We start from the raw sequence: 25,655 nt of genomic DNA on the forward strand, positions 1-25,655 counted from the left end.
GGAGATGCGACGCGAGATCTATCCGCTTGCCCGGCGGCTGGCGACTCGGCTCACCCAGGAACAGCACGCCAAACGCAAGGGCCCGCTCGACTTTCGCCGGACCGTACGCGCCTCGATGTCGACCGGCGGCGTCCCTCTCAACACCTTCCACAAACCCAAGCGCCCGCACCGCACCGAGCTCGTCGTGTTGTGCGATGTCTCGGGCAGCGTGGCCAACTTCGCGCAGTTCACCCTGCTGCTGGTGTTTGCGTTGCGCGACCAGTTCCAGAAGGTGCGCGCGTTCACCTTCGTCGACCACATCCACGAGGTCACCCACCACTTCAAGCCGGGTGCCGACGTCGCCGACGTGATGACCGATCTCGCGGCGAGCACCGCGCAGGCGGCGTTGTGGGGGCGTACGAACTACGGCCGCGCCTTCACCAAGTTCGAGGAGTCGTACGCCGATGCGCTCGGCCCCAAGTCCTCGCTGCTGGTCCTAGGTGACGCCCGCAGCAACTACGCCGACCTCCAACTCGACACCCTCAAGCGGCTCGTCGCCAACACCCGACACCAGTGGTGGCTCAACCCTGAGCACCGTCGGCACTGGGGCACGGGTGACTCTGCTGCGCCGGAGTACGCCGCCCTCATGGCGATGATCGAGTGCCGCAACCTCACCCAGTTGGGGCAGTTCGTACACGACCTGGTGTGACCCCGTCAGCGCGCAGTGAGAAACCCCGCGTCGACGAGCCGCGCCACCTCGGCTCGCAACTCCGGCGCTGTGGCCTCGTCGACCGCGCGACCACCCGCGACGTACGACTGCGGGCCACCGCCGTCGCCGTCGAAGAGCACCGTCACTCGGTTGGGCAGGCCGTGGCTGATCAGTGAGCCGAGCAGCGCCACCGGGTCCGAACGGTCCTCCAGTGACAAGACGCGGATCGTCTCGGGCAGGCGATGCACATGCGAGGCGGGGGCGCCCGCGGTGACGATCTGCTCGATGACGAACGGCATTTCCAAACACGCCACATCCACGGCTGCCTGGCCGCCGCGGGCCGAGCCGACGAGCAGCACGTGCGGGTCATCTGACGCCGCCGTCGCTTCGGCGAGCGCACGTACGACCGCCGCAACGTAGTCCGACTGGTCGCCGCCCACCACGTGTGCGGCCACCGCGGGACCGGTCAGGAAGGCGATGAAGCGATCGGGGCCCGTCGCGATGACCTGCACCGGATCCTCGACCTTGCTCAACGCGTCGAGGAGTCTCTCTACGCTGGCCGGCGCATCAGAGCGCGGAGCGGCATCGGATGCCTTCTCCGGAGGTGCCATCCACATGAAGTCACCGGCGATGTCGCGCAAGGCGCTGGCCGCGTCGACTCGCATCGGCTCGACGCCGACCGCGCGCAGGCCACCGCGTGAGGCGGCCGGACCACCACTCCCGGCCAGGAAGCCGACCGTGAGCAGCGAGCGCATCTGCAGGCTCTCCAAGATGCCGCCACCGCCGTTGGCGACGTGGTCGAGCAGATCGGGGTGGTTCTCGGCGAGTTCGTTGAGGTACGCCGCGACTCCGTCCCGGTCGAGCGCGTCGGTCTCGATCAGCCCGGCTGACACCACCGCGCCGCCGAGTTCGACCTCGGGCGCCAAGAACCCGATCGCGCGACCACCGATGGCCCCAAGAGTCTTGTACGCCGCCTCCTGCAGGTCGTCGATCCAGCGATAGGTCAACACGGTGGCCCGCAGCACCAACGCATCCGCGTCGAGTTCGACCGAGCGCGACAGCAGGCTGTGCTTCCCGGTCGTGGCCAGGCGGATCGCCTCTTCGACCGACTCATAGGTCAGGGGAGAAAGTGCGGCGGACTCGGTGACATCGGACTCGCGCAGAATGCTGTCGCCCAGCTGGCTCTGCTCGCGCATCCGCTGCCCGGTCGCATCGAAGGAATCGGCCAGCATCATCAACTGGTCATAACGATCTGCACGCCGACGCGCGTCCTGGACCTCGTCGCTCATCGGCTCACCTTCGACAACACCGGCGCGACGCTGGAGGCCAGGTCGCCCGGCTCCACCGTGCGGATCTCGACCCTGCTCTCGTCTCCCTCGTGGTGCGGGCGCAATGCCCGCCAGCCGTCCGCGAGCAGCACCCAGGAGACCACACCGACCGGGACCGACTCCTCGTGGGCGACCCGGCTCATCAGCACGCGCAGTCGGCCGTTGACCTCGTTGTGCAACGCGAGGAGCAGGCCCACCACCTCGGCATCGGCGACCGGTCGGCCGTCGCCGTCGATCACCGCACCACTGTGCTGGGACACCAGGGAGGACACCAACTCAGGCCGGCTCCCCGCCGCTTCCGCGGCTGCGTTGGTCAAGTCGAACGGCAGATCGACCAGAGTGGGAACGCCCGACGCCGACGGTTCGTGTTCCTCGGGCAGGACCGCCACCCGCGCGAGTTCCAGCGGCCAATGGGTGGCGTCGAACCAGGCGAGATCGAAGACGATGCCGTCCACCGTGGACAACGTCGCGACGGCGCCGGCGACTGCGCGCTGCCAGGACTTGGCTTGGACGTTGCCCACCCGCAGGTCCAGGTCGACGGCGACGGCCGGTGCAGCAAGGATGCCGAGCGCTCCGGCCACACCGGCGTCGAGGTTGTCATCGACGAGCAGACCGCGGCGGGCCAGCGTGTCCTGTGGATCGTGCAGTGAGGCGAGCGCGCTGTCGAAGGCGTCGTCGTCGGAGTCCGAGCTCGTCACTCCCAGTCGTCCGGTGAGTGCGTCCGGCTTGGCAAGTCGTACTTCAAAGGGCAGCGGGGCCTCGCCCAGCAGCGACGCGGCGTACGACAACTCGCGCAGCGTCAGCGTGACCCGGCGTGGCAAGGCGTCGAGCAGCGTGGTCACGGGTCGGGGTGAGGTGAGGTCGAAGGTGGTCACTGGCTCACTCCCGGCAGGTCGACCTCGAGCCACGCCTTGTGGCCGGCGGGCGGAGCCTCGAATGCCAGCAGGGTCGCGTCGTCGTCTGTGGGATCCACGCGTACGCCCTCCTCCGCATTGTGCAGTCTGGCCACCCGGGTGCGGGCTTCGGCGAGCGCGACCTCGTGGTCCTTCTCGACTTCCGCGATCTGCTCCTTCAACAGGTCGACCTCGGCGGCGTGCTTGACCATGGACTCGGCCGCGGCGTCGTGGCGCGCGGCGACGTCGCGCAGTTCGCTGCGCCGCTGTTGCAGCCGCGTACGCATGGAGGTGGCTGCCCGACCGCTCCAGCCGATGGCGTCGAGTTGGGTGATGAGTTGGTCGCTGATCACCCGCAACTCGGCCGCCTGGTCGCGCAACTCGGCGGCACGCCGACGCATCACCGCGCTATCGCCGTACATCCGCTTCCTCCCGCTCAACCTCCGCTCCCTTTCCCGGACGCGGGAGCGGCAAACCCTCCAGAGCCCGAAGCCTAGGAGATCATCTCGCTGCGCCGTCCTGTCGCTCGATGCGCAATACCTGAACCTCCCCGGCGTCGCTGCCCCCCAAGAAGTCCGACAGGGCGCGGACGGCGTCGCGCAGGGAGAGGTCGTCGGCAGAGTCGACGATCCCGGCACCGTATTCGTACGTCTCGAAATCGTGGTTGTCGACGATCGAGCCGTCGGCATCGCGGAAACGCAACGTGGTCCGTCTCGGATCCTCACCGTTGGACTCGCCGTCGAGGTGGGGCACCAGGTCGCCGGTGTTCTCCAAGGCCAATACCCGCACGTTGCTCACCGGGTGTTCGCCGAGTGGAGACCCGGCCGTCACCACGTCGGTGATCTGGAACTCGCCCGGGTGGTTGGCCAGCGTGTGGGCCACCATTCCGCCCTGCGAGTGACCCACGAGCAGCACTTGCTCGCCCGGCCGGATGCCTGCCTTGGCCATTGCGTCGCGTACGCCGATCGAATGGGTGGATTCTTCGCCTCGGATGCCGTGCAGGTTGGACAGGGAGTCGCGTACGTCGTGGTCCTGGGTGTGCGGCAGGGTGGCCAGATCGTCGGTGCCCGGCAGATAGACGATGTGACGGCGCTCGGTGTCGCCCGCGAGGGTCTGGACGGCGATCGTGCCGTTGTGTGCGGAGTCGGCGCTGGCAGACAGGGCGGCGACCTGGCTCAGATTGGCGATCAGGTCTCGCACTCCGCGCGGCGCGACCGGGTCCACTCGGGTCGGATCGCGGCGCGCATCATTGTCGCCGGTGCGACCGTGCCGGGTGACGCGGGCGGTTCCGTCTGAGGGGAAGAGTGCGGCGAGCATCCCGGCGGCAGCGGCGGTCGAGGGATGCCAGGACCGACCGTCGGGTGAGGGTGCGCCGGCGAACGCTCCGCGCCAGAAGCCGTCCACGAGGCCCCCGCCGGAGTTGAAGGCCCGCTCCACGATCTCGGGATGGTCCTGGGCGAATCGTTGAAGTTCCGCGCCCGCGTCGGCTCCCCGGGCTTTGAGCCGCGTCCGCACACCACCGGGCAGATGCGGCCAGATCGCGGCTGCTCCCGCGCCACCCAGCAATAGGAGCGGAAGGGCGTTTCCCAGGGGGTAACCGGCGGTGAGACCGATCCGGTAGTCCAGGGCGTCGAGGCCCGCCGCGACCATTTCGTCGCTGCGCGCGAAGGCCGCCACGGCGGCGACCACGGCGACCCCGTCCAACTCCCACTCGAGCGAGGTGGGCAGCAGGCCCTGGGGTCCGCTGGTCGCGGCGAGGATCGCCGCTTCGACTTCGGCGAACGTGGCCGGTGACAGCACCGCCGACTCGACCAGGTCGCCGTCGAAGCCGACTGCGCAGGTCTCGGTGGTGAGGTCCTGGAGCATCTGTGCGCTCTGGAGGAAGAGGGTGCCGAGTTGTGCGGCCTGCTCGCGCTGCACCACCACGCCATGGCTGCCGCCGAGCACGACGTAATCCGGCCCGCTCATGGCGCCACCTCGTGGATCCGAGCGACAACCTGTGAGGTGCTCGCCGACTCTCGTCGGGTCCCGTCTCGACCCACTTCCCACCACTGCGTGTCGTCGAGCACCCACGCCGCCCCCGCCGAGCCCGCCGCGCCCGACTGGGCCACCAGCATCCCCTCGCGGAAATTGGGCGGTGTCACCAGTCGCGTCAATTCGCCCGCCCACAGGCGACGCGGATAGCAGGCAATCTCGGCCGAGTTGGTGGACGCGGCCGTCAGACTCAGCACCTCGTCGCCGTGCACGCGCTGCCACGAGCACAGTGTCGAGATCCCTGCCGGGTGCGCCACGACCAGGGTCAGGTCGACCTGCCGCCCGCCGGCGACGAAGGCCCGCGCCCATGGCGCGAGCCCGTCGAGATTCGCCTCCGGCAGCACGCCGTCCAGCCGCGGACACGACGTGGCGGGCGGCCACGGAAGGCGTACGCCCGCCCGCGCCACCGCGTCACACAGCGTCGCCGCGTCGGCCTGGAATCGCACGGGCGTACTCATGCCGCGATCCCCGGCAGGTCGACGCTCAGCCAGGCAATGTGCCCCGACGGTGGCGGCACGAAGGTGGCCAACGCCAGATCGCCGGGCAGCAGGTCGAGCAGGCCCGTGACCCGCGATCGCGCCGCCGCGGCCAGTCCCTCCACGCGATTCTCGATGCGCGCGATCAACGCGACCGTCTCGTCGACCGCGTCGGCGTGCGTACGCAAGGCCGCCGCCGCGTCCTCGTGGCGTCGGGCACAGGCCGCGAGGCGCGTGGCCCCGCTGTGAACTCGCGCGCGCATCGCGTCGGCCGCCGCACCTTCCCAGATGCACGCGTGCGTCGCGGCGAGGAGATCGGCCGCCAACTCATCGAGCGTCCGGGCTCGTGATTCCAAGCCGCCGGCCAGGCGGCGGATCTGATCGGTGTCGCCATACATGTCGTGGCTCCTTGTCTCGTGGACCACGACCTCCCCGCCGGGCTGACCGGCAAACGATGGCGTCAGAACGCTGTGGACAGCCGCGTGAGTCCTTCGCGAATAGCGGCCTGCGACCCCGCGAACGCCAGACGTACGAATCGGCCACCGTCGACGGTGTCGAAGTCGATTCCCGGTGCCATCGCCACGCCCGTACGGTCCAAGACGTCGAGGCAGAAGCCCAACGAGTCCTGCGTCAGGTGGCCCACGTCGGCATAGACATAGAACGCGCCGTCGGCAGGTGCCAGCCGCTCCACCCCCAACGCGGGCAGCCCTTCGAGCAGGAGGCGCCGGTTGTCGGCGTAGCGCGTCACGTGCGCCTCGCACTCGGCGTACGACTCCTCGGAGAAGGCCGCGATCGCTGCGTGCTGGGCCAGCGCCGGAGGGCAGATCGTGAAGTTGCCGGTGAGGATGTCCACCGCCCGCCGCAGCCTCGGCGGTACCAACATCCAGCCGATCCGCCAACCGGTCATCGAGAAGAACTTCGAGAAGGACGAGAACACGATCGCCTCGCGGCTGGTCTCCCACGCTGAGCGTGACATCGACGTGCCACCGTCGAGCGGGGCGTACTCGATGCCGTGATAGATCTCATCCGAGATCAACTGCACCCCGTTCTCCTCGCACCAGCGCGCGATCGCGGCCAGCTCCTCGGGCAACAGCATCGTCCCGGTCGGGTTGGCCGGTGAGGCGACGACGACCCCCTTCAAGCGCGGGATCGCGGCGAGTCGTTCGACCGTGGGTTGGAAGCGGTTCTCCGGGCCGGTCTCGATCTCCACGACCTCGCATCCCAGTGCGGACAGGACGTTGCGATAACACGGGTAGCCCGGACGCGCCATCGCCACCCGATCACCGGCTTCGAAGGCCGCCAGGAAGGCCAACAGGAAGCCGCCCGAAGAACCGGTAGTCACCACGACGTCCTGGGGGTCCACGTCGATGTCGTGCAGCCGTCGGTGATGCGCGGCGATCGCCTCGCGCAACGGTGAGATGCCGTCGGCGACGGTGTAACCGAGCGCGTCGTCACTTTGAAGCAGGCGTACGGCCTCGGCTCGCACCGCAGCGGGTGCGCCGGTGCTGGGCTGGCCCGCGACCAGGTTCACCAAGTCGCCGTGGGAGGCCTGGCGCCGTTCGGCCGCAGCGAGCAGATCCATCACATGGAAAGGCGCGATGTTGGCGCGGCTGGCGATCTCCCAACGTGACGTCATGCCCCCGATGCTGCCAGGTCCGCCGCCGCCCGTCCGGCGCGCCGTCCGAAGAAACTGCCCTCGCCGAGCTGGGTGCCCGACGCATAGCCCGCGGCGTCTTGGGCGATGTTGGACGCGCACGCGCCCGCCGCGAACAACCCGGGGATCGTCTCGCCGTCTTCGCGCTCCACGCGACCGTCCAGGTCGCAGGCCAGCCCACCCATCGTGAAGCCGGCATAGAGCGCGTTGCCCAACGTGAGGTCGTACGCCCCCCATGGCCCCTGGTCCTGCGGAGCCAACCAGTCGGGGTGCTTGTGGAACTCGGGGTCCTCACCCTTGGCCGCGTTCTCGTTGTACGTGGCCAGTGTGGCGGCCAACGAACCCGGCGGCAGGTTGAGCGCGGTCTCCATCTCCTCGATCGTCTCCCAGCCGTCGATGAACGGACACAGCGGGATCTCGGGGTGCTCGATGTGCTCGGAGTCGACGATCAGGTACGCCCGCTGCTCGGGCTGGCGCATCACGAAGTAGGAGGTCCGGGAGTGGTAGGAGTCCTCGGCCACGAAACGCTTGCCGTCCTTGTTCACCACGATTCCCTTCACCAGTCCCGACGGCGGATAGAAGGGCGCGGTGATGAAGGCCTCGTTCATGTGCTCCCAGGCCCCGCCGACCGAGCGGCCGAGCCGCAGTCCCAGCCCGTCGTCGTGCGTCGCGCCCAGGGGGATCAGCTTCGAGCCCAACGTCGGGGTGAACTCCGCGACCATCTCGGGGTTCATCACGAACCCGCCCGCCGCCAGGATCACCGCCTTCGCGCGGACGTAGCCGGTCTCGTCGAAACGTCGCCAGCCCACCCCGACGACCGCTCCGGACTCATCCACGACCAGGTTCGTCACGCCGGTCTCGAAACGCACCTCGGCGTCGCTCTCGGCGAGTCGGTCGCGCAGCAGGTCGAGCACCATCGAGGCGCCGCCGGTGTCGCCGGGCTTGGGCACCTTGTGGCCGCGCGGGGCGGGTGGGATCTGGTCCCGAAACGGCCAGACCTTCTCGTTGCCGGTGAACATCAAGCCTTGGGTCTGCGGTTGGATCACCGCCTTGCCGGCGAAGAAGGATCGCTCGAACTCGAAGCCCAACTCCTCCAGCCAGTCGAGATGATCGGCCGACCCCTCGGCGTACGCCCGGATCTTCTCTGCGTCCGGGTCGGGCGTGACAGCCATCAGGTAGTCGAACATCGCGTTCGGGCGTGTCCGGATGGCCGGTGGCCTTCTGTACGGCCGTCCCGCCGCCGAGGTAGAAGTGACCGCCGGCCATCGACGAGGTGCCGCCGTGCACGGCCGCGCGTTCCAGCACGAGCACGCGCGCTCCGGTGCGTACGGCCTCCAATGCCGCGCAGCCGCCGGCCATGCCGAACCCGACCACGACGACGTCGAACTCCTCGGCGTCCGCAAGGACTGCCTGGTCGAGGACCTCCGGGAGCGCGACTCCCTTGGTGAACGCTGGCACGTGCCCGTCAGTCATGGCCGAATCGTACGGTGAAACTAGAACGTGTTCTAGTCAGGGTCGGCACTAGGATCAGCCTGCGTCCCGCCCAAGGCGCTCGGAGCGAGGTGAACAGGTGACGTTCGATGTCCACGAGTTGGATCATTTCCTCCTCGTGGCAGCGGCCGTCACGTTCTTGGCCGTCCTGGCCGTGCGCGCGAGTTCTCGCTTCGGCATGCCCTCGCTGCTGGTCTATCTGCTGATCGGCTTCATCCTCGGCGACGGGATCGGCTTCCACCTCGACGATGCCCAACTGGCCCACGCGCTCGGATTCGCCGCTCTCGCGGTGATTCTGGCCGAGGGTGGCCTGACCACCAACTGGGAGGACGTGCGACCCTCCATGCGACTCGGTGGTCTGCTCGCCACCGTGGGCGTCGTGGTCTCGATCGCGGTCGTCGCGGTGGGCGCCAAGTTTCTGCTGGGCTTCAACTGGGAGATGGCCCTGCTGCTCGGTGCCATTACCGCCCCCACCGACGCGGCTGCCGTCTTCTCGGTGCTGCGGGCACTGCCGCTGCCCAGGCGTCTCGTCGCCACCCTCGAAGCCGAATCCGGTTTCAACGACGCCCCCACGGTCGTGCTGGTCACCCTGATCGCCAGCGGTGCTATCTCCGAGAACCACCCCGGCCTGATCGCACTGATCGTGATCGCCGAACTGTTCGCGGGTGTGGTGATCGGTGCGGCCGTCGGCTTCGGAGGAGCGTGGATCCTGCGGCGCGCCGCGCTGCCCGCATCCGGCCTCTACCCGATCGCCACCTTCTGCGTGGCGTTCCTGGCGTACGGCAGCGCGGCGAGCGTCCACGCCTCCGGCTTCGCCGCGGTCTATGTCGCGGGACTCGTCCTGGGCAACAGCGAGCTGCCCCACGGCGCCGCCACGCGGTCCTTTGCAGAAGGCGTCGGCTGGATCGCCCAGATCGGCCTCTTCGTGATGCTCGGCCTGGTCATGCAGATCGCAGACATCACCTGGGAGGTCGTGGGTGCCGCGCTGGTGGCCGGGACCGTGCTGACGATCGCCGCCCGACCGATCTCGGTCTGGGTCAGTTGCCTAGGCAGTGGCCTGCGGCTCAACGAGATGGGCTTCCTCTCGTGGGCGGGGCTGCGTGGCGCGGTGCCGATCGTACTTGCGACGATCCCGTTGGCCGAAGGTGTGCACGGGGCGCGTGAACTCTTCGCGATCGTCTTCGTCCTGGTCTTCCTCGACACGCTGGTGACCGCGCCGACGCTGCCCGCCTTCGCCCGGTTGCTGCGGGTCGTGCGCCGGTCGGAGCCGCGCTACCTCGATATCGAAGCCGCCCCCTTGGAGCGCATCGCCGCCGACCTCCTGCAGGTGTCGATCAGCGACAAGTCGCATATGCACGGGGTGGAGGTGGGCGAACTGCGGTTGCCCCTGGGCGCGTCCATCTCGCTGGTGATCCGAGACGGCGAAACGCTGGTGCCGGAGCGACGAACCGTACTCAAACACGGGGACGACGTGCTCGTCGTGACCCCGCGCAAACTGCGCAAACGCACCGAGGAGCGACTGCGCAAGGTCTCGCGCAAGGGCCGACTGGCCGCGTGGCTCGACGAGGACTGAGAGCGCTCAGTCCATCGTGCCCGGAGGCGCGCAGATCATCGCGTCGCGTTCGCTCTCGGCCGACTTCTCGCCCTGGACGAGCTTGTTGAAGCGCGGACCCACGACCACCACGATCCCCTCGCCCAGCCGCTCGCCCTTGAGCACAGGGGTCTTCGGACCGAGGAAACTCTTGACCAACTTCACTGCCGGGTTGTCCGGCTCAGCGGACCAGATCTGGGCATAGACGACCTTGGTGTCGCGTGGCGCGTTGCCGTCGTCGCCGGCCACGAATCCCTGCTCGGCGAAGAGGGCCCGCGAGCGTGAGGCCAGCCCGCTTCGGGTGCTGGCGTTGAAGACACTCACCACGACCTGGTCGGGATAGACCTTCGTACCTGCGGGCACGTGGGTGTCCTCGCATAGTGGGGCTTCCTCCGCCTTGGGCAGCGGAGCAGTCAGAGCCGACCAACCCCACAGCGTCGCCCCGAGGACGAGGGCGCACAAGAAGATGAGCGTCAGGCTCGTACGGGCGGCGCGGATCACCGCGCGAGTCTAGCCAGGGCAGGTGCGGGCTAGGCTCCGGCCATGAGTGAGACGCCTCCGGACGCGACGCCCGCAGCTGCCGGATCCGAAGCCCCCACCCCGGAAGAGTCCGCCCCGGCAGATCCCGTCCCGCAAGACCCGATCTCGGCCGCCATCGCCCCGGGCTATGCGTTCGAGGGGCCCGCGCTCGAACTCGGCGGCCTGATGCTCAATGCCGACGATCTCTCCGACGTCCACATCCGGATCCCGCTCGGAATGCTCAACCGGCACGGCCTGGTGGCGGGCGCCACCGGCACCGGCAAGACCAAGACCCTGCAGCTGCTCGCCGAGCAGCTCAGTGCCAACGGCGTCCCGGTCTTCGCGGCCGACATCAAGGGCGACCTGTCGGGCCTCTCCGTGCCTGGCGAGGCGAACGAGAAGTTGCTGGCTCGGACCAAGTCGGTCGGCCAAGACTGGACCGCGACCGGATTCCCGACCGAGTTCTACGCCATCGGCGGCGAGGGCATCGGCGTCCCGGTCCGCGTCACCATGAGCGCGTTCGGGCCTACGCTGCTGGCCAAGGTGCTCGGCCTCAACGAGACGCAGGAGTCCTCGCTGGGCCTGGTCTTCTACTACTGCGACCAGAACGGTCTGCCCCTTCTCGACCTGGCCGACCTGCGCGCCGTCTTGCAGTACCTGACCGGCGACGAGGCAGGCAAGGCCGAACTCAAGGGCATCGGCGGCCTGTCCAGCCAGACCGCGGGCGTGATCTTGCGCGAACTCGTGGCTTTCGAAGCCCAGGGCGCCGACGTCTTCTTCGGCGAGCCCGAGTTCGACACCCGCGAGTTCCTGCGTACGACTCCCGAAGGCCAGGGCGTGATCAGCCTGTTGGAGTTGCCCAACCTGCAGAACCGGCCCGCGCTCTTCTCCACATTCTTGATGTGGATGCTGGCCGACCTCTTCCACGACCTGCCGGAGGAGGGTGACCTCGACAAGCCCAAGCTGGTCTTCTTCTTCGACGAGGCGCACCTGCTGTTCAACGACGCCTCGGACGCGTTCCTCGATCAGATCGCCCAGACCGTACGCCTGATCCGCTCCAAGGGCGTCGGTGTCTTCTTCGTGACCCAGTCGCCGACCGACGTGCCCGATGAGGTGCTCGGCCAACTCGGCTCGCGGATCCAGCACCAACTGCGTGCCCACACGCCCAACGACGCCAAGGCGCTCAAGGCGACCGTGAACACCTACCCCAACTCGGCCTACGACGACCTCGGTTCGGTGATCACCAGCCTGGGCATCGGCGAGGCGGTCGTGACGGTGATGAACGAACGTGGCGCTCCCACGCCTGTCGCCTGGACCCGCCTGCGCGCGCCCGAGTCGTTGATGGATGCCGCCCCCGCGGACGCGATGCAGGCGAGCGTCAAGGCGTCGCCACTCCATGCGAAGTACGCCGAGGAGATCGACCGCGAGTCCGCGCGCGAACTCCTGGCCAAGAAGCTCGAAGAGGGCGCCCGCAAGGCGGCCGAGGACGCCAAGGTCAAGGAGATGGCCCGCGAGCAACGCAACGAACGCGTCGAGACCAAGGCCAAGAAGTCGGCACAGAAGGCCGAGGAAGGACTTGTCACCCAAGTGGTGAAGTCCGGGGCCTTCAGGGACTTCATGCGTACGGCGGCCCGCGAGATCGCGCGTGGCATGTTCAAGTCAGGGAGGCGCTGAGATGGCATCGACAAACGGTGAGGCGTCCGCCTTCGCAGCGATCCGGCAGTTGAAGTACCGCTATTTCCGCCTGCTCGACACCAAGGACTGGTCGGGGCTGGAGCAATGCTTCGCCCTGGAGGCGACCGCGAGTTATCCCCAGCGTGAGTGCGCGGATCGCGACGAGATCATGCGGTTCCTGACCGAATCCATGACCCCCGACCTGATCACCATGCACCACGGTCACCACCCGGAGATCACGGTGGACGGCACCACCGCGACGGGGATCTGGTATCTGCACGACAAGGTCTTTGCCCCAGCCTTCGACTTCGCGTTAGAGGGCGCAGCCCTCTATCGCGACACGTACGAATGCGTCGACGGCGAGTGGTTGATCACCCACACCGGCTATCAGCGCATCTTCGAGTCGACCTGGTCCACCAAAGACGCGCCCGGCTGGCAGATCAAGCAGGGCGAGATCTCTCGTGGACCCTCAGCTGACGAGCCGCACAGCGGTTGAAGTCATAGCGACGGCTCGCAATAGGCGGTCTGCACCATCTCAATCCCGCGCGAGCGGGTCAGCAGTCGGCCACGTCCCGGCGGCAGCGGGATCGGCTTCATCGTGCCGACGATCGGACCCTCGTCCGGGCTGCCCGACAGCAACAGGCCCGGCTGGGCCAGGTCGCGCATCGACTGGAGGACGGCTTCGTACGACGCCCGTGCCGCACCACCCGTACGCCGTGCGATCACCAGGTGCAGGCCGACGTCGCGCGCCTGCGCCATCAACGGCTGCAAGGCCGCGATCGGCGAGCTCTGTTGGGTGGCCACGAGGTCGTAGTCGTCGACGAGGACGAAGCACTCGGCGCCGGTCCACCACGAGCGGTTGCGCAACTGCTCGGGCGTGACGTCCGGTCCGGGGATGCGGCTCTCCAAGTAGGTCGCGAGGTCCTTGATCGCCGGGGTCGCCTGGTTGGCCGAGGTGAGGTAGTGCAGCAGATAGTCCTCCGGCACCTCGCCCAGCAGTGAGCGCCGGTAATCGACGACGACGATCTGGGCTTCCTTGGGAGTGCGCGTACGCATGATCTCGCGGATCAGTGCCGCGCAGGATCGTGCTCTTGCCCGACTGGCTGTCGCCGTAGATGAGCGCGTGCGGGTCGGCAGTCCATATCGAAGCCGACCGGAGCCAACTCCTTCTCGTTGATGCCGAGCAACAACTGCCGACCACGCCCACCGGTGTGTTCGGCCTGCACGCGCAGGTCGTCGAGGGTGATGATCTCGGGCAGCAACCGCAGCTTCGGCCCCCGCGGGCCCTTCCAGGCTGCGATCGAGCGGGCGACCAGATCGTCCACGCCGTCACCCGTGGTGGACGCATCGGGGTCGCCGTCGACACGAGGCAGCGCGCCCAGGAAGTGCAACTTCGAGGTCACGATGCCTCGGCCAGGTCGGGCGGGCACCAGCGCGGCGAGCTTGCGATCGATCTCGGAGTCGACCGGGTCACCGAGGCTTGAGTTCGAGGCGGGTGCCGAACGTGTCTCGCATCGCCGAGCGCAGGTCGGCCCAGCGGCTTGCCGCCACCAGGATGTGCAAGCCGTACGTCAAACCGCGCGCAGCCAACTGCTGGATCTCGATCTCGATGTCGTCGAAGTCGCTGCGCAGCGTGCCCCAACCGTCGATGACGAAATAGACGTCCCCGTACCCGTCGTCGGCTCGTCCCTGCTTGCGGCGGCTGCGGTAGGTCTCGATCGAGTCGATGCCCTGCTCACGGAAGTAGACCTCGCGACGATCGACGATGCCGCTGATCTCGGCCATGATCCGGCGTACGACATCCGGCTCGCCACGCGTACCCACGCCAGAGACGTGCGGGAGTTTGGCCAGCGGCGCGAAGGTGCCACCGCCGAAGTCGTAGACGAAGAACTGCGACTCGGCAGGGGTCGACACCAGCGACAACGAGGTCACAAGGGTGCGCAGCAGCGTCGACTTGCCGCTGCGCGGACCGCCGACGATCACCGCGTGGCCGCCGGCGCCACCGAGGTTGAGCGTCAAGGTGTCGCGTCGCTGCTCGCGCGGCCGGTCCACGGTGCCGATCGGGATGATCAGCCCGCCCAGGCGACGCCACTCCTGGGAGACGAGCCCGAGCTCGGGGTCCTCGGCCAGGTCGGGCATCAACTCGTCGAGAGTGTCGGGGACGTCCAGTGGCGGCAGCCAGACCTGGTGTGCCTCGGGTCCCTTGCCCTCCATGCGTTCGACCGCGATGTCGAGCAGCGACTTGAGTTCGCCCTCCTTGGGCGTCGGGGCGGCGACCTCCTCCACCACGGGTTCGAGCGGCTCCAGGGTCTGCACCTCGGAGATGGTGAACGGCAAGATGCCCTGCACGGTGACCACCCTCGTCGCGCATCACGCGCGGGCGCGAGGTCGACGGCGGACCGGAGACGTACGCCGCCTTGAAGCGTTGCATCGTGGTCGGGTCCGGCTTGAGATAACCCAAACCCGGCACGGCCGGGAGTTCGTACGCATCGGGGACGCCGAGCACCGAGCGCGACTCGGCCGCGGAGAACGTACGCAGTCCGACCCGGTAGGACAGGTGTGACTCCAATCCGCGCAGGCGGCCCTCCTCCAGGCGCTGCGAGGCCAGCAGCAGGTGCAGGCCCAGCGAACGCCCGAGTCGACCGATCGCGACGAAGAGATCGATGAACTCCGGCTTGGCCGTCAGCATCTCCGAGAACTCGTCGACCACCAGGAACAGCGACGGCATCGGGGCCAGATCCTCGCCTGCCGCGCGGGCCTTCTCATAGTCGCGGATCGAGGCGTAGTTGCCCGCCTCGCGCAGCAACTCCTGGCGCCGGACCATCTCGCCGCTCAGGGCGTCCTGCATGCGGTCGACCAGCGTGAGCTCGTTGGCGAGGTTGGTGATGACGGCCGAGACGTGTGGCATGTCCGCCATGCCGGCGAAGGTCGCACCGCCCTTGAAGTCGACCAGCACCATGTTGAGCTGTTCCGACGAGTGGGTCATCGCCAGCCCGAGCACCAGCGTGCGCAGGAACTCCGACTTTCCCGAACCGGTCGCGCCGATGACCAGACCGTGTGGCCCCATGCCCTGCTGGGCGGATTCCTTGATGTCGAGATGGACGAGAGAACCACCGTCGCCGAGCCCGATCGGCACTCGGAGGCGATCACGAGCCGGGCGCGGACGCCAGGCGGTCGCGGGGTCGAAGGTGTGGACGTCTCCCATGCCCATCAGGTCCATGAAGTCCGTCGGACCGGCGATGTCGGCCGTGGCGCCGGCGTCCTCGGCCTCACCCTTGGTGACCGTGTGCAACGGGGTGAGCCGCCGGGCGAAGGCTTCGGCGGTCGCCAGATCGCACTGATCCACCTTCGCGCGTACGACTGCCTCGCGCACGCGCAGAGCTTCCGCCTCGATCCACCCGTCCTCCTCGGGCTCGCCGGTCAGCAGCAGGCGCAGCCGTGTCGCGGATTCGAGTTCGTCCCAGCGGGCGGGCAGGTCGAGCACGGTCACGCCGTGCAGGCCGTCGGGGGGGACGACGTGGTTTCCCGGCGGCAGGGTGGTGCCGTCCACGACGAGCAGGATGTGCGGGGAAGCGGGCCGTTCGTCCGCGCCGAAGCGCGGGCGATCGGAGAGATCGGGCGGCAGCAGTGCAGCGAGATCGTTGAGGGTGGTCGCGACCATGCGCGCCGGACCGACCGCGTCGGACTGCTGGGCCGAGTGCGCGTGCGGCAGCCACTTGATCCAGTCCCAGTGCGCAAGGGTGCGCTCGGAAGCCAGTACGGCGACCACCAACTGAGTCGGCGAATGCATCGCGGTGGCCGAGCAGATGATGGCGCGCGCCCCCGCGCGGGCCTCCTCCTCGTCGCCGCAGATCTCCACCCCGTCGAAGGCGCGCAGGTCCAGGCTCGCGGGCAGGTCCGGTTGCTGACGGTGTACGACGAGCAGCCGGTGCAGGGCGGATGCCCGCGGCGGGGTCGACCTTGTCGATGGGTGCGCCCTCGGGCGGTTCGAGTTCGACTGAGAGCAGTTGGGTGCAGGTGCCGTACCTGACGTTGAGGAACCCGGGGTCGGAAGGCCCCCGGCCCCACACCCGAGAGCGTTCCTCGGCCAGCGAGGGCAGCGCCGCCGGTGCCGGGTGCTGCCACAGCAACGCGGCCCGCTGGTCACGGGCATAGCCGCGGGCGACCTTGCGGATCGAGGCCAGATAGCGCAGATACTCCGTACGAGAGCCCGTCACCTGCTGGGTGCGCTGTTTTCGTTGCCGGTCGATCTGCACGATGATGAAACCGATCGTGGCGAACAAGAACATGCCCGCAGCCAGATAACTGCGGCCACCGCCCGCGCCGCCCATGCTCGCCACCAACACGATCGAGCCGAGGCTGCCGAGCATCGGGATGGCGTTCATCAGCACGCCGCCGGCGCCTTCGTTCTGCTCGATCTCCGGCGGGGGCTGCAAGGCGATCTTCCCGGTCGGCAACTCAGGCTGGTCGTGCCGAGTGCCGCGCAGCGTCGTACTCAAGAGGTGCCCCGTTCAAAGATCTGTCCCGGTCCCGGTGCCCGGTGGCTAGGGTCGCCTGAGGCTACCCGGGTCGGGCGCGGACCACCGTGTGGTGCGGTAGGAATGGCTCGCAAGGTTGATTTCCGCGCACGCATACCCACCGCGAGGCCTGGGCATACCTGCGGGAAGTGAGCCTGACGCGCCGGTCTCCGTCGGGCGAGGACGGCGCTGGATCGAGAGGAACACGCGGGTGGCAGGTCCACGGTCAGCGACTGACAGCATCGCGATCAGCGTGCACGGACCACAGGGCGTACTCGACCTGTTGGTGCCCGCCGGTGCCACCGCCTGGGACGTCGCCCGGGAGTACGCGACCCGCGCCGGCTCGCAGTCGATCCCGCTGATCTATACGCGTGGCGGCGCCACGCTGGGCCCCGACGAGGTGTTGGCCGACCTGGGGTTGGAGTCGGGAGACCTCCTGGTCGCGAGCCCGTCCGCGATTCGTGAGGACATGTCGTCCGTACGGCGTACGGGTCGGACCCCCCGCAAGGCCGCCGAGGAACCGAGTTCGGCAGGCGCGCTGATCGCCGCCGCGGCGGCGCTGGCAGCGATCCTCGCCGGAATGCTGGGTGCGTACGAAGGAGCGACCTGGTCCTCGACCGTCATCCGAGCCCTGCTGGTGGCTGTGGTGGTCGGGGTCGCACCTGTGGGGCGTTTCCAGTCGCCGCGAGCCTTGGCGGCACCGGCGTTCGCGGGTGCCGCAGTGTTCGCCGTGCTGTGGGACCCGGCCCCCGAACGACTGCCCGCGCTCGTCGGGGCCACCGCGCTGACCGCGGCTGCCGTCGCGGCGGTGGCGCGAGCGCTCGCGCCACGCGCAGACGAAGGGCTGCGGGTGTGGATCATTGCCGGTTGCGCCGTCTTCGCGTTGGGCGCGGGCGTCACGCTGCTCGGGTGGTCCCCGCCGCTGGCGTGGTCGCTGCTGACCATCCTGGCCATGCTGGCGGCTCGCTTCGTACCCGTGCTGGTCGTCGACGTGCCCGACCAATACCTGTTGGACTTCGACCGCCTGGCCGTGACCGCGTGGACCGCGCGGTCGAGACCCAAGGCTCGCCGCGGTCAGTTGGTCGTCCCCGAACGCTTCATCACCCGCGTGGCCACTCGCGCTGCCCGGCTGACCGAGGCCGCCGCGTTGGCGATCATGGTCTGCGTACCTCTCGGAGCCCTGTTGCTCCTGCGCGTGGTGCCTCACAACATGGATCGCATCGGCGCCCGGGTGCTTGCAGTCATGGCCGGACTCTCATTGTTGCTCGTGGCGCGCAGCTATCGCCACGTACGAGCGCGGCTGTTCCTCAGGCTCGGGGGACTGATCACCCTCGCGGCACTGGTCCTCGACCTGGCCCCCGAGTTGTCCGTGGGCAACCTGACGTTGTTGTTCGGCATGTGCGTGGTGGGTGCGCTGATCATGGTCGTGGCCGCCGTGGCGACGGGCCGTGGCTGGCGCTCGGTGTCGTGGTCGCGGCGCGCAGAACTTGCCGAATCGCTCTCTGGCGCCGCAGCCGTGGCGGCCGTATTCGTCTCCTCCGGCGCCTTCCGGGCCGTGTTGGAGTGGACCTCCAGCAACGCGCCGTCGTGACCTTGGGGATAACTCGCGAGTCCATGTTTGGGCATTTTCGGTCGGGTACACGACTGGTTGTCCGGAGGGCGCAGCAGGCCTCCGGAAGCAAACAATCAGAAGCACCACACACCCTCTCGGGCCGGAGCGGTTCGGGTAACTTCAAGGAGACACCAACATGTTGGAAGCTGGTGAAAAGGTCGTCTCGGGCATTGCCCAGGAGATCGCCAACGCTCGTGCTGACCTCAGCAAGATCACGAACCAGCTGGAGAGCCAGCTCGCCCCGATGAAGACGCAGTTCGTCGGCAACGCGGGTGCCGCCTTCCAGAACCTGATGGCCGCGTGGGCCGAGAAGCAGCGCAAGATCACGTCCGCCCTCGACGAGTTCGAGTCGTCGCTCTATGCGACCGACCAGGCCAACAAGGCCCAAGACGACGACCAGCAGTCGACCATGGCTTCGCTCCAGAGCAAGCTCGGCTGACCCTCACACTTCTCACGGATAGGACTTAGAACATGCTTCGCGTAGACCCCGCCGCCATGAACGCGGCCACCTCCGACATGGCAGCCTCGGCCCAGCAGGCCGGCAACCGCCTCGACCAGCTCGAGCAGTACGTCCAGAACCTGATCGACCAGGGCTGGCAGGGTGAGGCCCGCAACGCCTACGGCATCGCCAAGACCAAGTGGGACTCGGCCATCAGCGAGATGCTGCAGTTGCTCTCGCAGAACTCCATCGCCGTCTCGGACGCCAACGAGGCGTTCCAGTCGACGGACCAGAAGAACGCCGGCCTCTTCGGCGGCTGAGCCTGACGTCGAGTGGGCCGGCGGTTTCCAACCGTCGGCCCATCGGCCTCTCCGGACACTTTCTCCTCACGATCCACCGCCCACATAAACGCGAGAAGGGAAGACGCGCATGTTGTTCTCGGGTGTCGGGGGCTTCTTCATGGCTCCCACGGTGACCAACCTCCAAGAGGGGGTGACCGAGGTCCTCGAGGTCTTCTTCGGGCCGCTTGCCCAGGCGCAGCGGGTGCTGCACGACGCCCTCGGCGCTCTCGACGGCTTCTACGGCGCCGAGACGGTCCGGCCCGCGGCGTTCGGTGGTGCCCAGCAGGCCCCCAACCTCGCGTTCCATCACGGACGTGCCATGGCCGTGTACCGCGAGACCGTGCTCGCCGCCGGCCAGGATCTGAGCAACTTCCTCGAAGCGTTCGAAAGCCTCAAGGCCGCGATCGAGGACGACGACGACAACACCACGGCTCACTTCGCGAAACTGGAGAGTGCGTTGGTCGCGATTAACAACGCCGTTCCGGTTGACACGCAGGGCGTGCGCTCAGGAGGTGCGGTCTGATGGTGGGTGCAGAGCAGAACCGGCTCGGGCAGTACGTCGACCCGGCCCAGGGTGGGCAGATCACCGGCGCGGCGCAGCAGTGGCGCGACGGCGCCAAGGCGTTGCGTGCGGTGCACGAAAAGCTGTCTCTCGCGATCCCCGAGGTCAAGGAGGGCGTCAAGACCGAGACCGGCATGGCCGCACTGACCGCCATGCAGGCCACGGCCCAGCGCGCGCTCGACCGGGCCGTGGAAATGGAGAGTGCGGCCCAGGCGCTCGATCGCGTGGTCACCAAGATCGACCATGCGGAGAGCAAGTTGGCGAGCATGCGAGGCGCCCCCTTGACCGCGCCGCCGTCCCCCTCGTATCCACCGGACCAGACTCCACAGGAGGCGGCCGACACCGAGCGGCAGTACAACAACGACAAGTCGGCGTACGACACGGCTGTCGGCAACCGTGAGCTGGAGGCCAAGCAGGCTGCCGACGACGTCGACAAGGAGATGGCCGCCGCTGCCGTCGTGATGTCGAAGATCCACGGCGAGGGTGACAGCGAGGACATCACGTTCTCCAAGACCGGCGCGTCGAGTCAGTCGGGCTGGTTCCGGGACCCGACGCTGACGCCGATCGACACGGGCAACAACCCGCCTCCGCCCCCGCGGTGGCCCACGCCCCAGCCTGCGCCGGTGGATCCGAACCCGTGGGACCCGCCGACGTGGCCGACGGACCCCCACCCGCCCTACCTGGGCGATCCCGACCCCCATGGTCCGGTCGACCCGTGGCACCCCCCCGGCTACGACCCGACCAACCCGGGGGACGTTCCGGGCTCCACGCTCGCGCCATCGCCGGTGGCGTACGACCCGGGCCAGTTCGACCCCACGACCGACTGCCAGCCGGAGACGACTGCCGGTTATGGCACCGCCGACACGAGTTCGGGCTCGGGCCAGATAGGACCGGGCGGACTCGCTGCTGCCGGCGGCCTGTCGGGCGCGCTCGGCGCTGGCGCGCTGCGCGGCCTGGCTGGTCGTTTGTCCACATCGGCAGTCGCTCCCAGCGCCATCCCCGGCACCACGGCTGGCCGGCGCGCGTACGGGTGGAGTCGGCTCTGCTGCTCGTGGGGCCGGCGCCGCAGGCCGGGGCGCCATGGCCGGCGGCATGGCGGCCGGCAGTCGTGGCGGTACGCGTGGGGGCGGTGCCGGAGCGGGCGCACGCCGACGGGGCAAGGGCAAGAAGCGCGGTGCCTCGGCTGGCTACGACGAGGACGCAGAGCAGTGGATCGACGACGAGGACGCGGGCCCCGGGGTCCTGAGCTGAGCAACGATCTGGCTTCAATCTGCCGCCCGGACCGAAATCGGTCCGGGCGGCAGGACTGCCTGGGCACGATTGGGCCGGGCACGATAGGGGCAGTCCAACAGCACGACACGACGCGGGGAGTTTCATGAGTCAGACATCGGTGAGCGCATCCAGCATGGTGCGTGTGACGGTCACCTCCGCGACCCGTCGCGTCGACCTCGTGCTTCCCGGTGCGGTGCCCGTGGCCGAGTTGATCCCCGAGTTGGCGCGGGCCGTGGGACTGCTCGACGGTGCGACCGTCTACGGCGGCTACCACTTGGTGACCGCCGAGGGACGCCGCCTCAGCGGGGACGGTGGCCTGATGATCCAGGGCGTGGAAGACGGCGGCACGTTGACCGTCACCGCTGGCGTCGACGAGCCCACCCCGATCGTTTATGACGACGTGGTGGAAGCCATGACCGATGTGGTCGAGCGCGACCTCAAGCCCTGGGAACCGGCCTCGGGCCGGCGTACGGCGCTGTGGTCGGCCGCCCTGCTGCTGACGCTCGGTGCGGTCGCATTGTTGATCCAAGGCACGTCCATGGCCGCCACCGCTGCCGCGCTGGTGGCGTTCGCGTTGGTGATCGGGGCCGTGGTGTTGAGCCGGGCGCAGAGCGAGCCCGAGGCAGCAGTCGCCGTCGCGTGGATGGGGTGCGCGTACGCCGGCATCGCGGGGGTGATGTTCGCGCCGAGTGGACCGCTTCTGGGGATGCCGATGGCGTACGCCGGTGGAGCGGTTGCCCTGGCAGGTGTCGTGGCGCTGCTGGCACTGGGCGACGGGCGCAGTCTGCTGATTCCGCCCGTCGTGGTCGGCACCCTGTTCGCGTTGACGGGTGTGCTGATCAAGACCGCCGGGCTGTCCGGACCGATCGTCTTGACGGTCGCGCTGGTCGTGCTGGTCATCGCGGGCAGTGTCTTCCCGTGGCTGGCGCTCGGGGTCACCGGCACCAAGGTCGACCAGCTCTTCTCCGATGCCGACATCACCGCCGAGCCGCGCGAGGTCGATGCCCACGAGGTGGCCAGCGACGCGCGTACGGCACACGAGATCCTCGTGTCGGTGTCGGCCACCGTGGGCTTGCTGCTCGTGCTGATCGCGCCCTTCGCCACTCGGCTCGGGCTGTCGGGCACCTTGCTGGCCATCATGTGCTGCGCCGTCGTGATGTTGCGGACGCGGCAATACCGCACCGGTCCGGAAGTCGGAGTCGGGCTGGTCTCCGGAATGCTCGGCCTTGCCGTGGTCGCGATCTCAGTGCTGATGTGGCATCCGGCGTGGCGGCCCACCGCAGCCGTCGTCTTGGCAGTGGCCGGTGGAGTGCTGCTGGCGCTCACGCTCATCCCCTCCAACCCGTCCATCCGTCGGGGCCGTCTGGGTGATGTCGCCGAGTCGGTAGCGTTGCTGAGTCTGTTGCCGCTCACCGTCATCGCTACCGGCGTGTTCCAAGCGATCAGGGGCTGAGGCGTGGCGAGCAAGAAGGACCTCGTCGAGGCCCACGCGTTCAGCCGCCGGCGGCTGGTCACCGCCTTCGTGTCCGGGGCGCCGGGCGGTCGTGAGGTCGAACCCGCGCGTCCTGGGCGAATCATCATTGGCGGACTCGCACTGACGGTGCTGCTGATCGCAGGTGCCGCGGTGGCGGGCGTCTTCACCAAGAAGACCCCGGACGACTGGGCCAAGGTCGGGCTCTATGTCTCCAAGGAGGGTGGGCGCTACATCATCACCGAGGACTCCGACCCGGCCGTCGTACGCCCCATCGCCAACATCACCTCGGCCAAGCTGATCCTCGGGGCCGACGCGAAGGCCACGGTGGTCTCGGAGGAGGCCATCGACAAGGAGACGCCGGGTGAGGAGATCGGGATCCTCGGTGCCCCCGAGACCCCGCCGAGCATCGAACAATTGATCCCGGCGGGCTGGACCGCCTGCACGACCAATGCGTCGGGCGTACGAGTGCTCGTGCACGAGAAGCCGGACGTGACCGCGACACCCACGGGCGGGGCCACGGTGGTCCGCGTCGGCCAGGGCAAGACTGCCGGGTACTACCTGCTGGCCCAGTCTGCGGCGACGAGCAGCGACATCCCGAGCGTCTACTCCTACAAACTTCCCGAGAACGGTTCGGCGCGCGACAACATGCTGCGCAACTTGCAGCTTCCCCACGGCGACGGCAACCGAAGTGCCCGAGAGTTTCCTGACGCTCTTCCCAACGGGCGGGTCGCTGGAGATGAAGAGCATGGGGATCAGCGGCATGGGGGAGCCGGTCACCTATAGCCGACCTGAGTCAGGCATCCCGTCCGGTGCCCGGGTCGGAGACATGCTGCGGCTACCTGGTGGTCAGTCGCTGATCTTGACCAAGGAAGGGCCCGCCGATCTCGACGAGTTTGCCGCGGCGGTCTACCCCGTGATGCAGGGACGGGCGCAGGTCACGCAAATGCGTGGCGACCTGGGGCAAGCGACCGTTCCCGCCCCTTATCTGGGCGCCCACTGGCCCGCGTCGATGTTGCGGCCCGTTCTCGGTGAGGTGTGCGCGCAACTGAATCCGGCGGCTGGCAGCCGACCTCGCGTCGACCTGGTCCAAGCGCCGGGAGCCTTGGCCAGCGCGACTGAGGTGCCTGCGCAGGCCAAGTCCGTGCTTGTCCAGCCCGGGCGGGGCGCGATGGTGCTGGGCGGCGACTGGGCCGACAGTGACCGGGGTTCGCCCTACCTCATCGACGCGACCGGGCGGACGTACCCGCTGGTCGGCGGCAGCGCCAAGACGCAGTTGGGCTACGGCTCGTACGACGCGCCGGTGGTCCCGGACAGTTGGCTCGAACTCTTCGAGCGCGGTGTAAGCCTGTCGCAGTCAGCCGCGTTGTGCCCGCCGGTGGTCTCCAAGGACGAGACGTGCGAGTGACTTTCGCGCGCACTCTGGTGGCGCTGGTCCTCGGCGCCGGGTCCGCGCTCTGGGGCGGGACGTCGGCGTCGGCCGCCGAAGAGGTAGCCGACTATGACTGCGCCTCGATCCGTCCCGACAGTCCAGAGGTGGCCACCGCGGAGTCGCCCAGCCAACCCTTCGGGTTGCTACGCATGGCAGACGCGTGGGAGTCGCTGGCCCGAGAGGGAATGACGATCCCCGGGGCAGATATCGGGGTAGCGGTGATCGACAATGGGATCCGTACGTCCGCATCCCTGCGGGCCGTGCCTGCCGTGACGTTCGCGGGGACCGAGATCGCGGACCCCCACGGCACGTCGGTGGCGGGCCTGATCGCGGGCAGGGTCCGCCGCAGCATCGATGGCGCGGAACCGATGCCGGTGGGGTTCGCCCCGGGTGCGCGACTTCTCGATGTCAGGTTCTATGACTCGCCCGCGCCCGACGACAGTCAAGTGGGTCCGGGGGCCGAACGCCTGGCCCGTGCGCTCAACTGGGTCGCGGACAACGCGCGCCAGCGCAATATTCGGGTCGCCAACGTGTCTGTGGCAGTTGCGGAATCAGACGGTCAGATCACCCGTGCGGTCAAGCGCGTGCTCGCGGCCGATGTCGTGCTCGTCGCCGCCTCGGGCAACCGGCCACAGGAGGAGGGTGCGCCTTTCTCGACCCGCTTTTCTGCCGAACCCAAGCCAGGGGAGGACGCGGCCAGCCTGGTCTTCCCGGCAGCTGCCGACCCGGACGTCCTCGTCGTCAACGCCACCCCCGAGGGCTCCGGCAGCGCGGACGCGTCGGCGTCGGTCCTTTTCAACTCTGCGACCGATGTGGCCGCGCCCACCGCGGGGGCGGTATCGGCCTCGGTGACGGGCGGAACCTGCATCCTGCCCGAGGTGTCCAGCGAGTGGGCCGCAGCGGAAGTCACCGGCCTGGTGGCCCTGATGCGGCAGCGCTATCCACGTGACAACGCCCGCCAGATCATGGCGCGCGTGCGACGGTCCGCGAGTGGCGTGCCCGCGATCGACGCGCGGACCGCCGACCCGTTGACCGGCGCCGGCGTGATCCAGCCCGTAGCGGCGCTTGAGCGCGGTCTGCGTCCAGGCCGCGACGGGCTCACCAGCGAACTCTCGAGCGGCACCGGGGGAGACTCACGAGCCAAGGCTCCGCCCGTACGCCCCGACGTCCTCGCGCCCACGCGTGACCAGGTGATCTGGGTCGGGCTGCTGGGTGGGGCCGCCGTGGTGGTGGCTGCGCTGTTGCGACCGCTCGTGGAGCGGCTGCGGCGGCGCCGGGCCTGAAATGTCGTCGGCCCCGACCAGGGTCGGGGCCGACACACGGCGGAGGTAGGGGGATTCGAACCCCCGAGGGCTATTAACCCAACCCGCTTTCCAAGCGAGCGCCATAGGCCACTAGGCGATACCTCCGCGGAGGAGATTACCGGCCCGTCGGGCAGCGCAGAAATCGCCCGGGTCCCCGACGCTTTGGGTCGGGCGTACGGGCTCGCCTAGACTCATCCCAACCCCCCGTGCGGCGGTACCTCACTGAACTCCCCCAGGGCCGGAAGGCAGCAAGGGCAGGTGGGCTCTATCGGGTGCACGGGGGGCCTTTGCGTGTCCAGGCATGGGTCGCTCGTGGTGGCCGCGACGGGCTGGTGCGCGATGTCGGTGGCCGTGGTT

At 68.7% G+C, this 25,655-nt stretch carries 25 protein-coding genes, 1 tRNA gene, 1 other RNA gene and 2 pseudogenes; 14 read left to right on the forward strand and 15 right to left on the reverse strand.

What is annotated here, in order from left to right; all coding sequences use genetic code 11:
- The first annotated feature begins 4 nt into the window (after positions 1 to 4).
- Entirely contained in the window at positions 5 to 688 is a 684-nt protein-coding gene (locus V9G04_00115) for a VWA domain-containing protein (protein MEI2711729.1), read from the forward strand.
- Positions 689 to 693: 5 nt separating this feature from the next.
- Here the strand turns inward: V9G04_00115 and V9G04_00120 are convergent, their stop codons facing one another.
- The 9 genes and pseudogenes from V9G04_00120 to V9G04_00160 all read right to left on the reverse strand — a co-directional run bounded on the left by V9G04_00120 (position 694) and on the right by V9G04_00160 (position 8,546).
- Complete coding sequence (locus tag V9G04_00120; GenBank protein MEI2711730.1) at positions 694 to 1,977, reverse strand: hypothetical protein; 1,284 nt, start codon at positions 1,975 to 1,977, stop codon at positions 694 to 696.
- A complete protein-coding gene (locus V9G04_00125; GenBank protein MEI2711731.1) occupies positions 1,974 to 2,891 on the reverse strand; it encodes a hypothetical protein in 918 nt (305 codons plus the stop codon). Before V9G04_00125 ends, V9G04_00120 begins: the two co-directional genes overlap by 4 nt.
- Positions 2,888 to 3,331 (reverse strand): hypothetical protein, encoded by a 444-nt coding sequence (locus tag V9G04_00130; GenBank protein MEI2711732.1) that lies wholly within the window; start codon positions 3,329 to 3,331, stop codon positions 2,888 to 2,890. Before V9G04_00130 ends, V9G04_00125 begins: the two co-directional genes overlap by 4 nt.
- 79 nt (positions 3,332 to 3,410) lie before the next feature.
- Positions 3,411 to 4,877 (reverse strand): hypothetical protein, encoded by a 1,467-nt coding sequence (locus V9G04_00135; protein MEI2711733.1) that lies wholly within the window; start codon positions 4,875 to 4,877, stop codon positions 3,411 to 3,413.
- Positions 4,874 to 5,401 carry a hypothetical protein gene (locus V9G04_00140; GenBank protein MEI2711734.1) on the reverse strand — a complete coding sequence of 176 codons (528 nt, stop codon included), beginning with the start codon at positions 5,399 to 5,401 and terminating at the stop codon, positions 4,874 to 4,876. The genes V9G04_00135 and V9G04_00140 overlap by 4 nt, the downstream gene beginning before the upstream one ends.
- Positions 5,398 to 5,817: a hypothetical protein gene (locus V9G04_00145; GenBank protein ID MEI2711735.1), complete on the reverse strand. Its 420-nt coding sequence runs from the start codon at positions 5,815 to 5,817 to the stop codon at positions 5,398 to 5,400. Before V9G04_00145 ends, V9G04_00140 begins: the two co-directional genes overlap by 4 nt.
- 62 nt (positions 5,818 to 5,879) lie before the next feature.
- Entirely contained in the window at positions 5,880 to 7,055 is a 1,176-nt protein-coding gene (locus V9G04_00150; GenBank protein ID MEI2711736.1) for an aminotransferase class I/II-fold pyridoxal phosphate-dependent enzyme, read from the reverse strand.
- Positions 7,052 to 8,260 carry an FAD-binding protein gene (locus V9G04_00155; GenBank protein ID MEI2711737.1) on the reverse strand — a complete coding sequence of 403 codons (1,209 nt, stop codon included), beginning with the start codon at positions 8,258 to 8,260 and terminating at the stop codon, positions 7,052 to 7,054. The genes V9G04_00150 and V9G04_00155 overlap by 4 nt, the downstream gene beginning before the upstream one ends.
- Positions 8,261 to 8,369: 109 nt before the next feature.
- Positions 8,370 to 8,546, reverse strand: a pseudogene (locus V9G04_00160) (hypothetical protein).
- A 97-nt stretch (positions 8,547 to 8,643) separates the two neighbouring features.
- Between V9G04_00160 and V9G04_00165 the strand changes: the two are divergent.
- Positions 8,644 to 10,137 (forward strand): potassium/proton antiporter, encoded by a 1,494-nt coding sequence (locus tag V9G04_00165; protein MEI2711738.1) that lies wholly within the window; start codon positions 8,644 to 8,646, stop codon positions 10,135 to 10,137.
- Positions 10,138 to 10,143: 6 nt separating this feature from the next.
- Here the strand turns inward: V9G04_00165 and V9G04_00170 are convergent, their stop codons facing one another.
- On the reverse strand, positions 10,144 to 10,656 hold the full coding sequence (locus tag V9G04_00170; GenBank protein MEI2711739.1) for a LytR C-terminal domain-containing protein: 513 nt from the start codon (positions 10,654 to 10,656) through the stop codon (positions 10,144 to 10,146).
- 42 nt (positions 10,657 to 10,698) lie between these two features.
- On the opposite strand from V9G04_00170, the gene V9G04_00175 reads away from it, so the two are divergent.
- Together V9G04_00175 and V9G04_00180 are read left to right on the forward strand one after the other, a co-directional pair.
- Positions 10,699 to 12,348: a helicase HerA-like domain-containing protein gene (locus V9G04_00175; protein MEI2711740.1), complete on the forward strand. Its 1,650-nt coding sequence runs from the start codon at positions 10,699 to 10,701 to the stop codon at positions 12,346 to 12,348.
- 1 nt (position 12,349) lies between these two features.
- The gene (locus V9G04_00180; GenBank protein ID MEI2711741.1) at positions 12,350 to 12,844 is read left to right on the forward strand and encodes a nuclear transport factor 2 family protein; all 495 of its coding nucleotides are present in this window, start codon (positions 12,350 to 12,352) and stop codon (positions 12,842 to 12,844) included.
- A gap of 2 nt (positions 12,845 to 12,846) precedes the next feature.
- On the opposite strand, the gene V9G04_00185 is transcribed toward V9G04_00180, so the two are convergent.
- From V9G04_00185 to eccCa, 4 genes and pseudogenes are all read right to left on the reverse strand, one after another.
- On the reverse strand, positions 12,847 to 13,404 hold the full coding sequence (locus V9G04_00185) for a hypothetical protein (GenBank protein ID MEI2711742.1): 558 nt from the start codon (positions 13,402 to 13,404) through the stop codon (positions 12,847 to 12,849).
- 11 nt (positions 13,405 to 13,415) lie between these two features.
- Positions 13,416 to 13,751, reverse strand: a complete 336-nt coding sequence (locus tag V9G04_00190) for a hypothetical protein (GenBank protein ID MEI2711743.1) — start codon at positions 13,749 to 13,751, stop codon at positions 13,416 to 13,418.
- A gap of 67 nt (positions 13,752 to 13,818) precedes the next feature.
- A complete protein-coding gene (locus V9G04_00195) occupies positions 13,819 to 14,562 on the reverse strand; it encodes an FtsK/SpoIIIE domain-containing protein (GenBank protein ID MEI2711744.1) in 744 nt (247 codons plus the stop codon).
- A gap of 241 nt (positions 14,563 to 14,803) precedes the next feature.
- Positions 14,804 to 16,501 (reverse strand): annotated as a pseudogene (eccCa, locus tag V9G04_00200) (type VII secretion protein EccCa).
- Between the two features lie 617 nt (positions 16,502 to 17,118).
- Here eccCa and V9G04_00205 point away from each other — a divergent pair.
- The 9 genes from V9G04_00205 to V9G04_00245 all read left to right on the forward strand — a co-directional run bounded on the left by V9G04_00205 (position 17,119) and on the right by V9G04_00245 (position 25,277).
- On the forward strand, positions 17,119 to 18,456 hold the full coding sequence (locus V9G04_00205; protein MEI2711745.1) for a hypothetical protein: 1,338 nt from the start codon (positions 17,119 to 17,121) through the stop codon (positions 18,454 to 18,456).
- Between the two features lie 157 nt (positions 18,457 to 18,613).
- The gene (locus V9G04_00210) at positions 18,614 to 18,916 is read left to right on the forward strand and encodes a WXG100 family type VII secretion target (protein ID MEI2711746.1); all 303 of its coding nucleotides are present in this window, start codon (positions 18,614 to 18,616) and stop codon (positions 18,914 to 18,916) included.
- Between the two features lie 32 nt (positions 18,917 to 18,948).
- Positions 18,949 to 19,236: a WXG100 family type VII secretion target gene (locus V9G04_00215; protein ID MEI2711747.1), complete on the forward strand. Its 288-nt coding sequence runs from the start codon at positions 18,949 to 18,951 to the stop codon at positions 19,234 to 19,236.
- Between the two features lie 109 nt (positions 19,237 to 19,345).
- Positions 19,346 to 19,780: a hypothetical protein gene (locus V9G04_00220; protein MEI2711748.1), complete on the forward strand. Its 435-nt coding sequence runs from the start codon at positions 19,346 to 19,348 to the stop codon at positions 19,778 to 19,780.
- Positions 19,780 to 21,198: a hypothetical protein gene (locus V9G04_00225; protein MEI2711749.1), complete on the forward strand. Its 1,419-nt coding sequence runs from the start codon at positions 19,780 to 19,782 to the stop codon at positions 21,196 to 21,198. Before V9G04_00220 ends, V9G04_00225 begins: the two co-directional genes overlap by 1 nt.
- Positions 21,199 to 21,224: 26 nt before the next feature.
- Complete coding sequence (eccD, locus tag V9G04_00230; GenBank protein MEI2711750.1) at positions 21,225 to 22,544, forward strand: type VII secretion integral membrane protein EccD; 1,320 nt, start codon at positions 21,225 to 21,227, stop codon at positions 22,542 to 22,544.
- 3 nt (positions 22,545 to 22,547) lie between these two features.
- Complete coding sequence (locus V9G04_00235; GenBank protein ID MEI2711751.1) at positions 22,548 to 23,348, forward strand: type VII secretion protein EccB; 801 nt, start codon at positions 22,548 to 22,550, stop codon at positions 23,346 to 23,348.
- The gene (locus V9G04_00240; protein ID MEI2711752.1) at positions 23,254 to 23,970 is read left to right on the forward strand and encodes a type VII secretion protein EccB; all 717 of its coding nucleotides are present in this window, start codon (positions 23,254 to 23,256) and stop codon (positions 23,968 to 23,970) included. The genes V9G04_00235 and V9G04_00240 overlap by 95 nt, the downstream gene beginning before the upstream one ends.
- Positions 23,961 to 25,277, forward strand: a complete 1,317-nt coding sequence (locus tag V9G04_00245; GenBank protein MEI2711753.1) for a S8 family serine peptidase — start codon at positions 23,961 to 23,963, stop codon at positions 25,275 to 25,277. Before V9G04_00240 ends, V9G04_00245 begins: the two co-directional genes overlap by 10 nt.
- Positions 25,278 to 25,317: 40 nt before the next feature.
- On the opposite strand, the gene V9G04_00250 is transcribed toward V9G04_00245, so the two are convergent.
- Positions 25,318 to 25,403: transfer RNA gene (locus V9G04_00250), tRNA-Ser, on the reverse strand.
- 93 nt (positions 25,404 to 25,496) lie between these two features.
- Here V9G04_00250 and ffs point away from each other — a divergent pair.
- Positions 25,497 to 25,587: signal recognition particle sRNA small type (gene ffs, locus V9G04_00255), an RNA gene on the forward strand.
- Positions 25,588 to 25,655 lie beyond the last annotated feature (68 nt).

Origin of the sequence: Nocardioides sp. (genome assembly GCA_037045645.1) — a bacterium.
GTDB lineage: Bacteria > Actinomycetota > Actinomycetes > Propionibacteriales > Nocardioidaceae > Nocardioides.

What these genes read in the sequence shown, in the direction of transcription:
- V9G04_00115 (MEI2711729.1), top strand. Translation starts at nt 5, where the DNA reads ATGCGACGCGAGATCTATCCGCTTGCCCGGCGGCTGGCGACTCGGCTC.
- V9G04_00120 (MEI2711730.1), bottom strand. Translation starts at nt 1,977, where the DNA reads ATGAGCGACGAGGTCCAGGACGCGCGTCGGCGTGCAGATCGTTATGAC.
- V9G04_00130 (MEI2711732.1), bottom strand. Translation starts at nt 3,331, where the DNA reads ATGTACGGCGATAGCGCGGTGATGCGTCGGCGTGCCGCCGAGTTGCGC.
- V9G04_00135 (MEI2711733.1), bottom strand. Translation starts at nt 4,877, where the DNA reads ATGAGCGGGCCGGATTACGTCGTGCTCGGCGGCAGCCATGGCGTGGTG.
- V9G04_00140 (MEI2711734.1), bottom strand. Translation starts at nt 5,401, where the DNA reads ATGAGTACGCCCGTGCGATTCCAGGCCGACGCGGCGACGCTGTGTGAC.
- V9G04_00145 (MEI2711735.1), bottom strand. Translation starts at nt 5,817, where the DNA reads ATGTATGGCGACACCGATCAGATCCGCCGCCTGGCCGGCGGCTTGGAA.
- V9G04_00150 (MEI2711736.1), bottom strand. Translation starts at nt 7,055, where the DNA reads ATGACGTCACGTTGGGAGATCGCCAGCCGCGCCAACATCGCGCCTTTC.
- V9G04_00155 (MEI2711737.1), bottom strand. Translation starts at nt 8,260, where the DNA reads ATGTTCGACTACCTGATGGCTGTCACGCCCGACCCGGACGCAGAGAAG.
- V9G04_00175 (MEI2711740.1), top strand. Translation starts at nt 10,699, where the DNA reads ATGAGTGAGACGCCTCCGGACGCGACGCCCGCAGCTGCCGGATCCGAA.
- V9G04_00180 (MEI2711741.1), top strand. Translation starts at nt 12,350, where the DNA reads ATGGCATCGACAAACGGTGAGGCGTCCGCCTTCGCAGCGATCCGGCAG.
- V9G04_00185 (MEI2711742.1), bottom strand. Translation starts at nt 13,404, where the DNA reads ATGCGTACGCGCACTCCCAAGGAAGCCCAGATCGTCGTCGTCGATTAC.
- V9G04_00195 (MEI2711744.1), bottom strand. Translation starts at nt 14,562, where the DNA reads ATGGAGGGCAAGGGACCCGAGGCACACCAGGTCTGGCTGCCGCCACTG.
- V9G04_00210 (MEI2711746.1), top strand. Translation starts at nt 18,614, where the DNA reads ATGTTGGAAGCTGGTGAAAAGGTCGTCTCGGGCATTGCCCAGGAGATC.
- V9G04_00215 (MEI2711747.1), top strand. Translation starts at nt 18,949, where the DNA reads ATGCTTCGCGTAGACCCCGCCGCCATGAACGCGGCCACCTCCGACATG.
- V9G04_00220 (MEI2711748.1), top strand. Translation starts at nt 19,346, where the DNA reads ATGTTGTTCTCGGGTGTCGGGGGCTTCTTCATGGCTCCCACGGTGACC.
- V9G04_00225 (MEI2711749.1), top strand. Translation starts at nt 19,780, where the DNA reads ATGGTGGGTGCAGAGCAGAACCGGCTCGGGCAGTACGTCGACCCGGCC.
- eccD (MEI2711750.1), top strand. Translation starts at nt 21,225, where the DNA reads ATGGTGCGTGTGACGGTCACCTCCGCGACCCGTCGCGTCGACCTCGTG.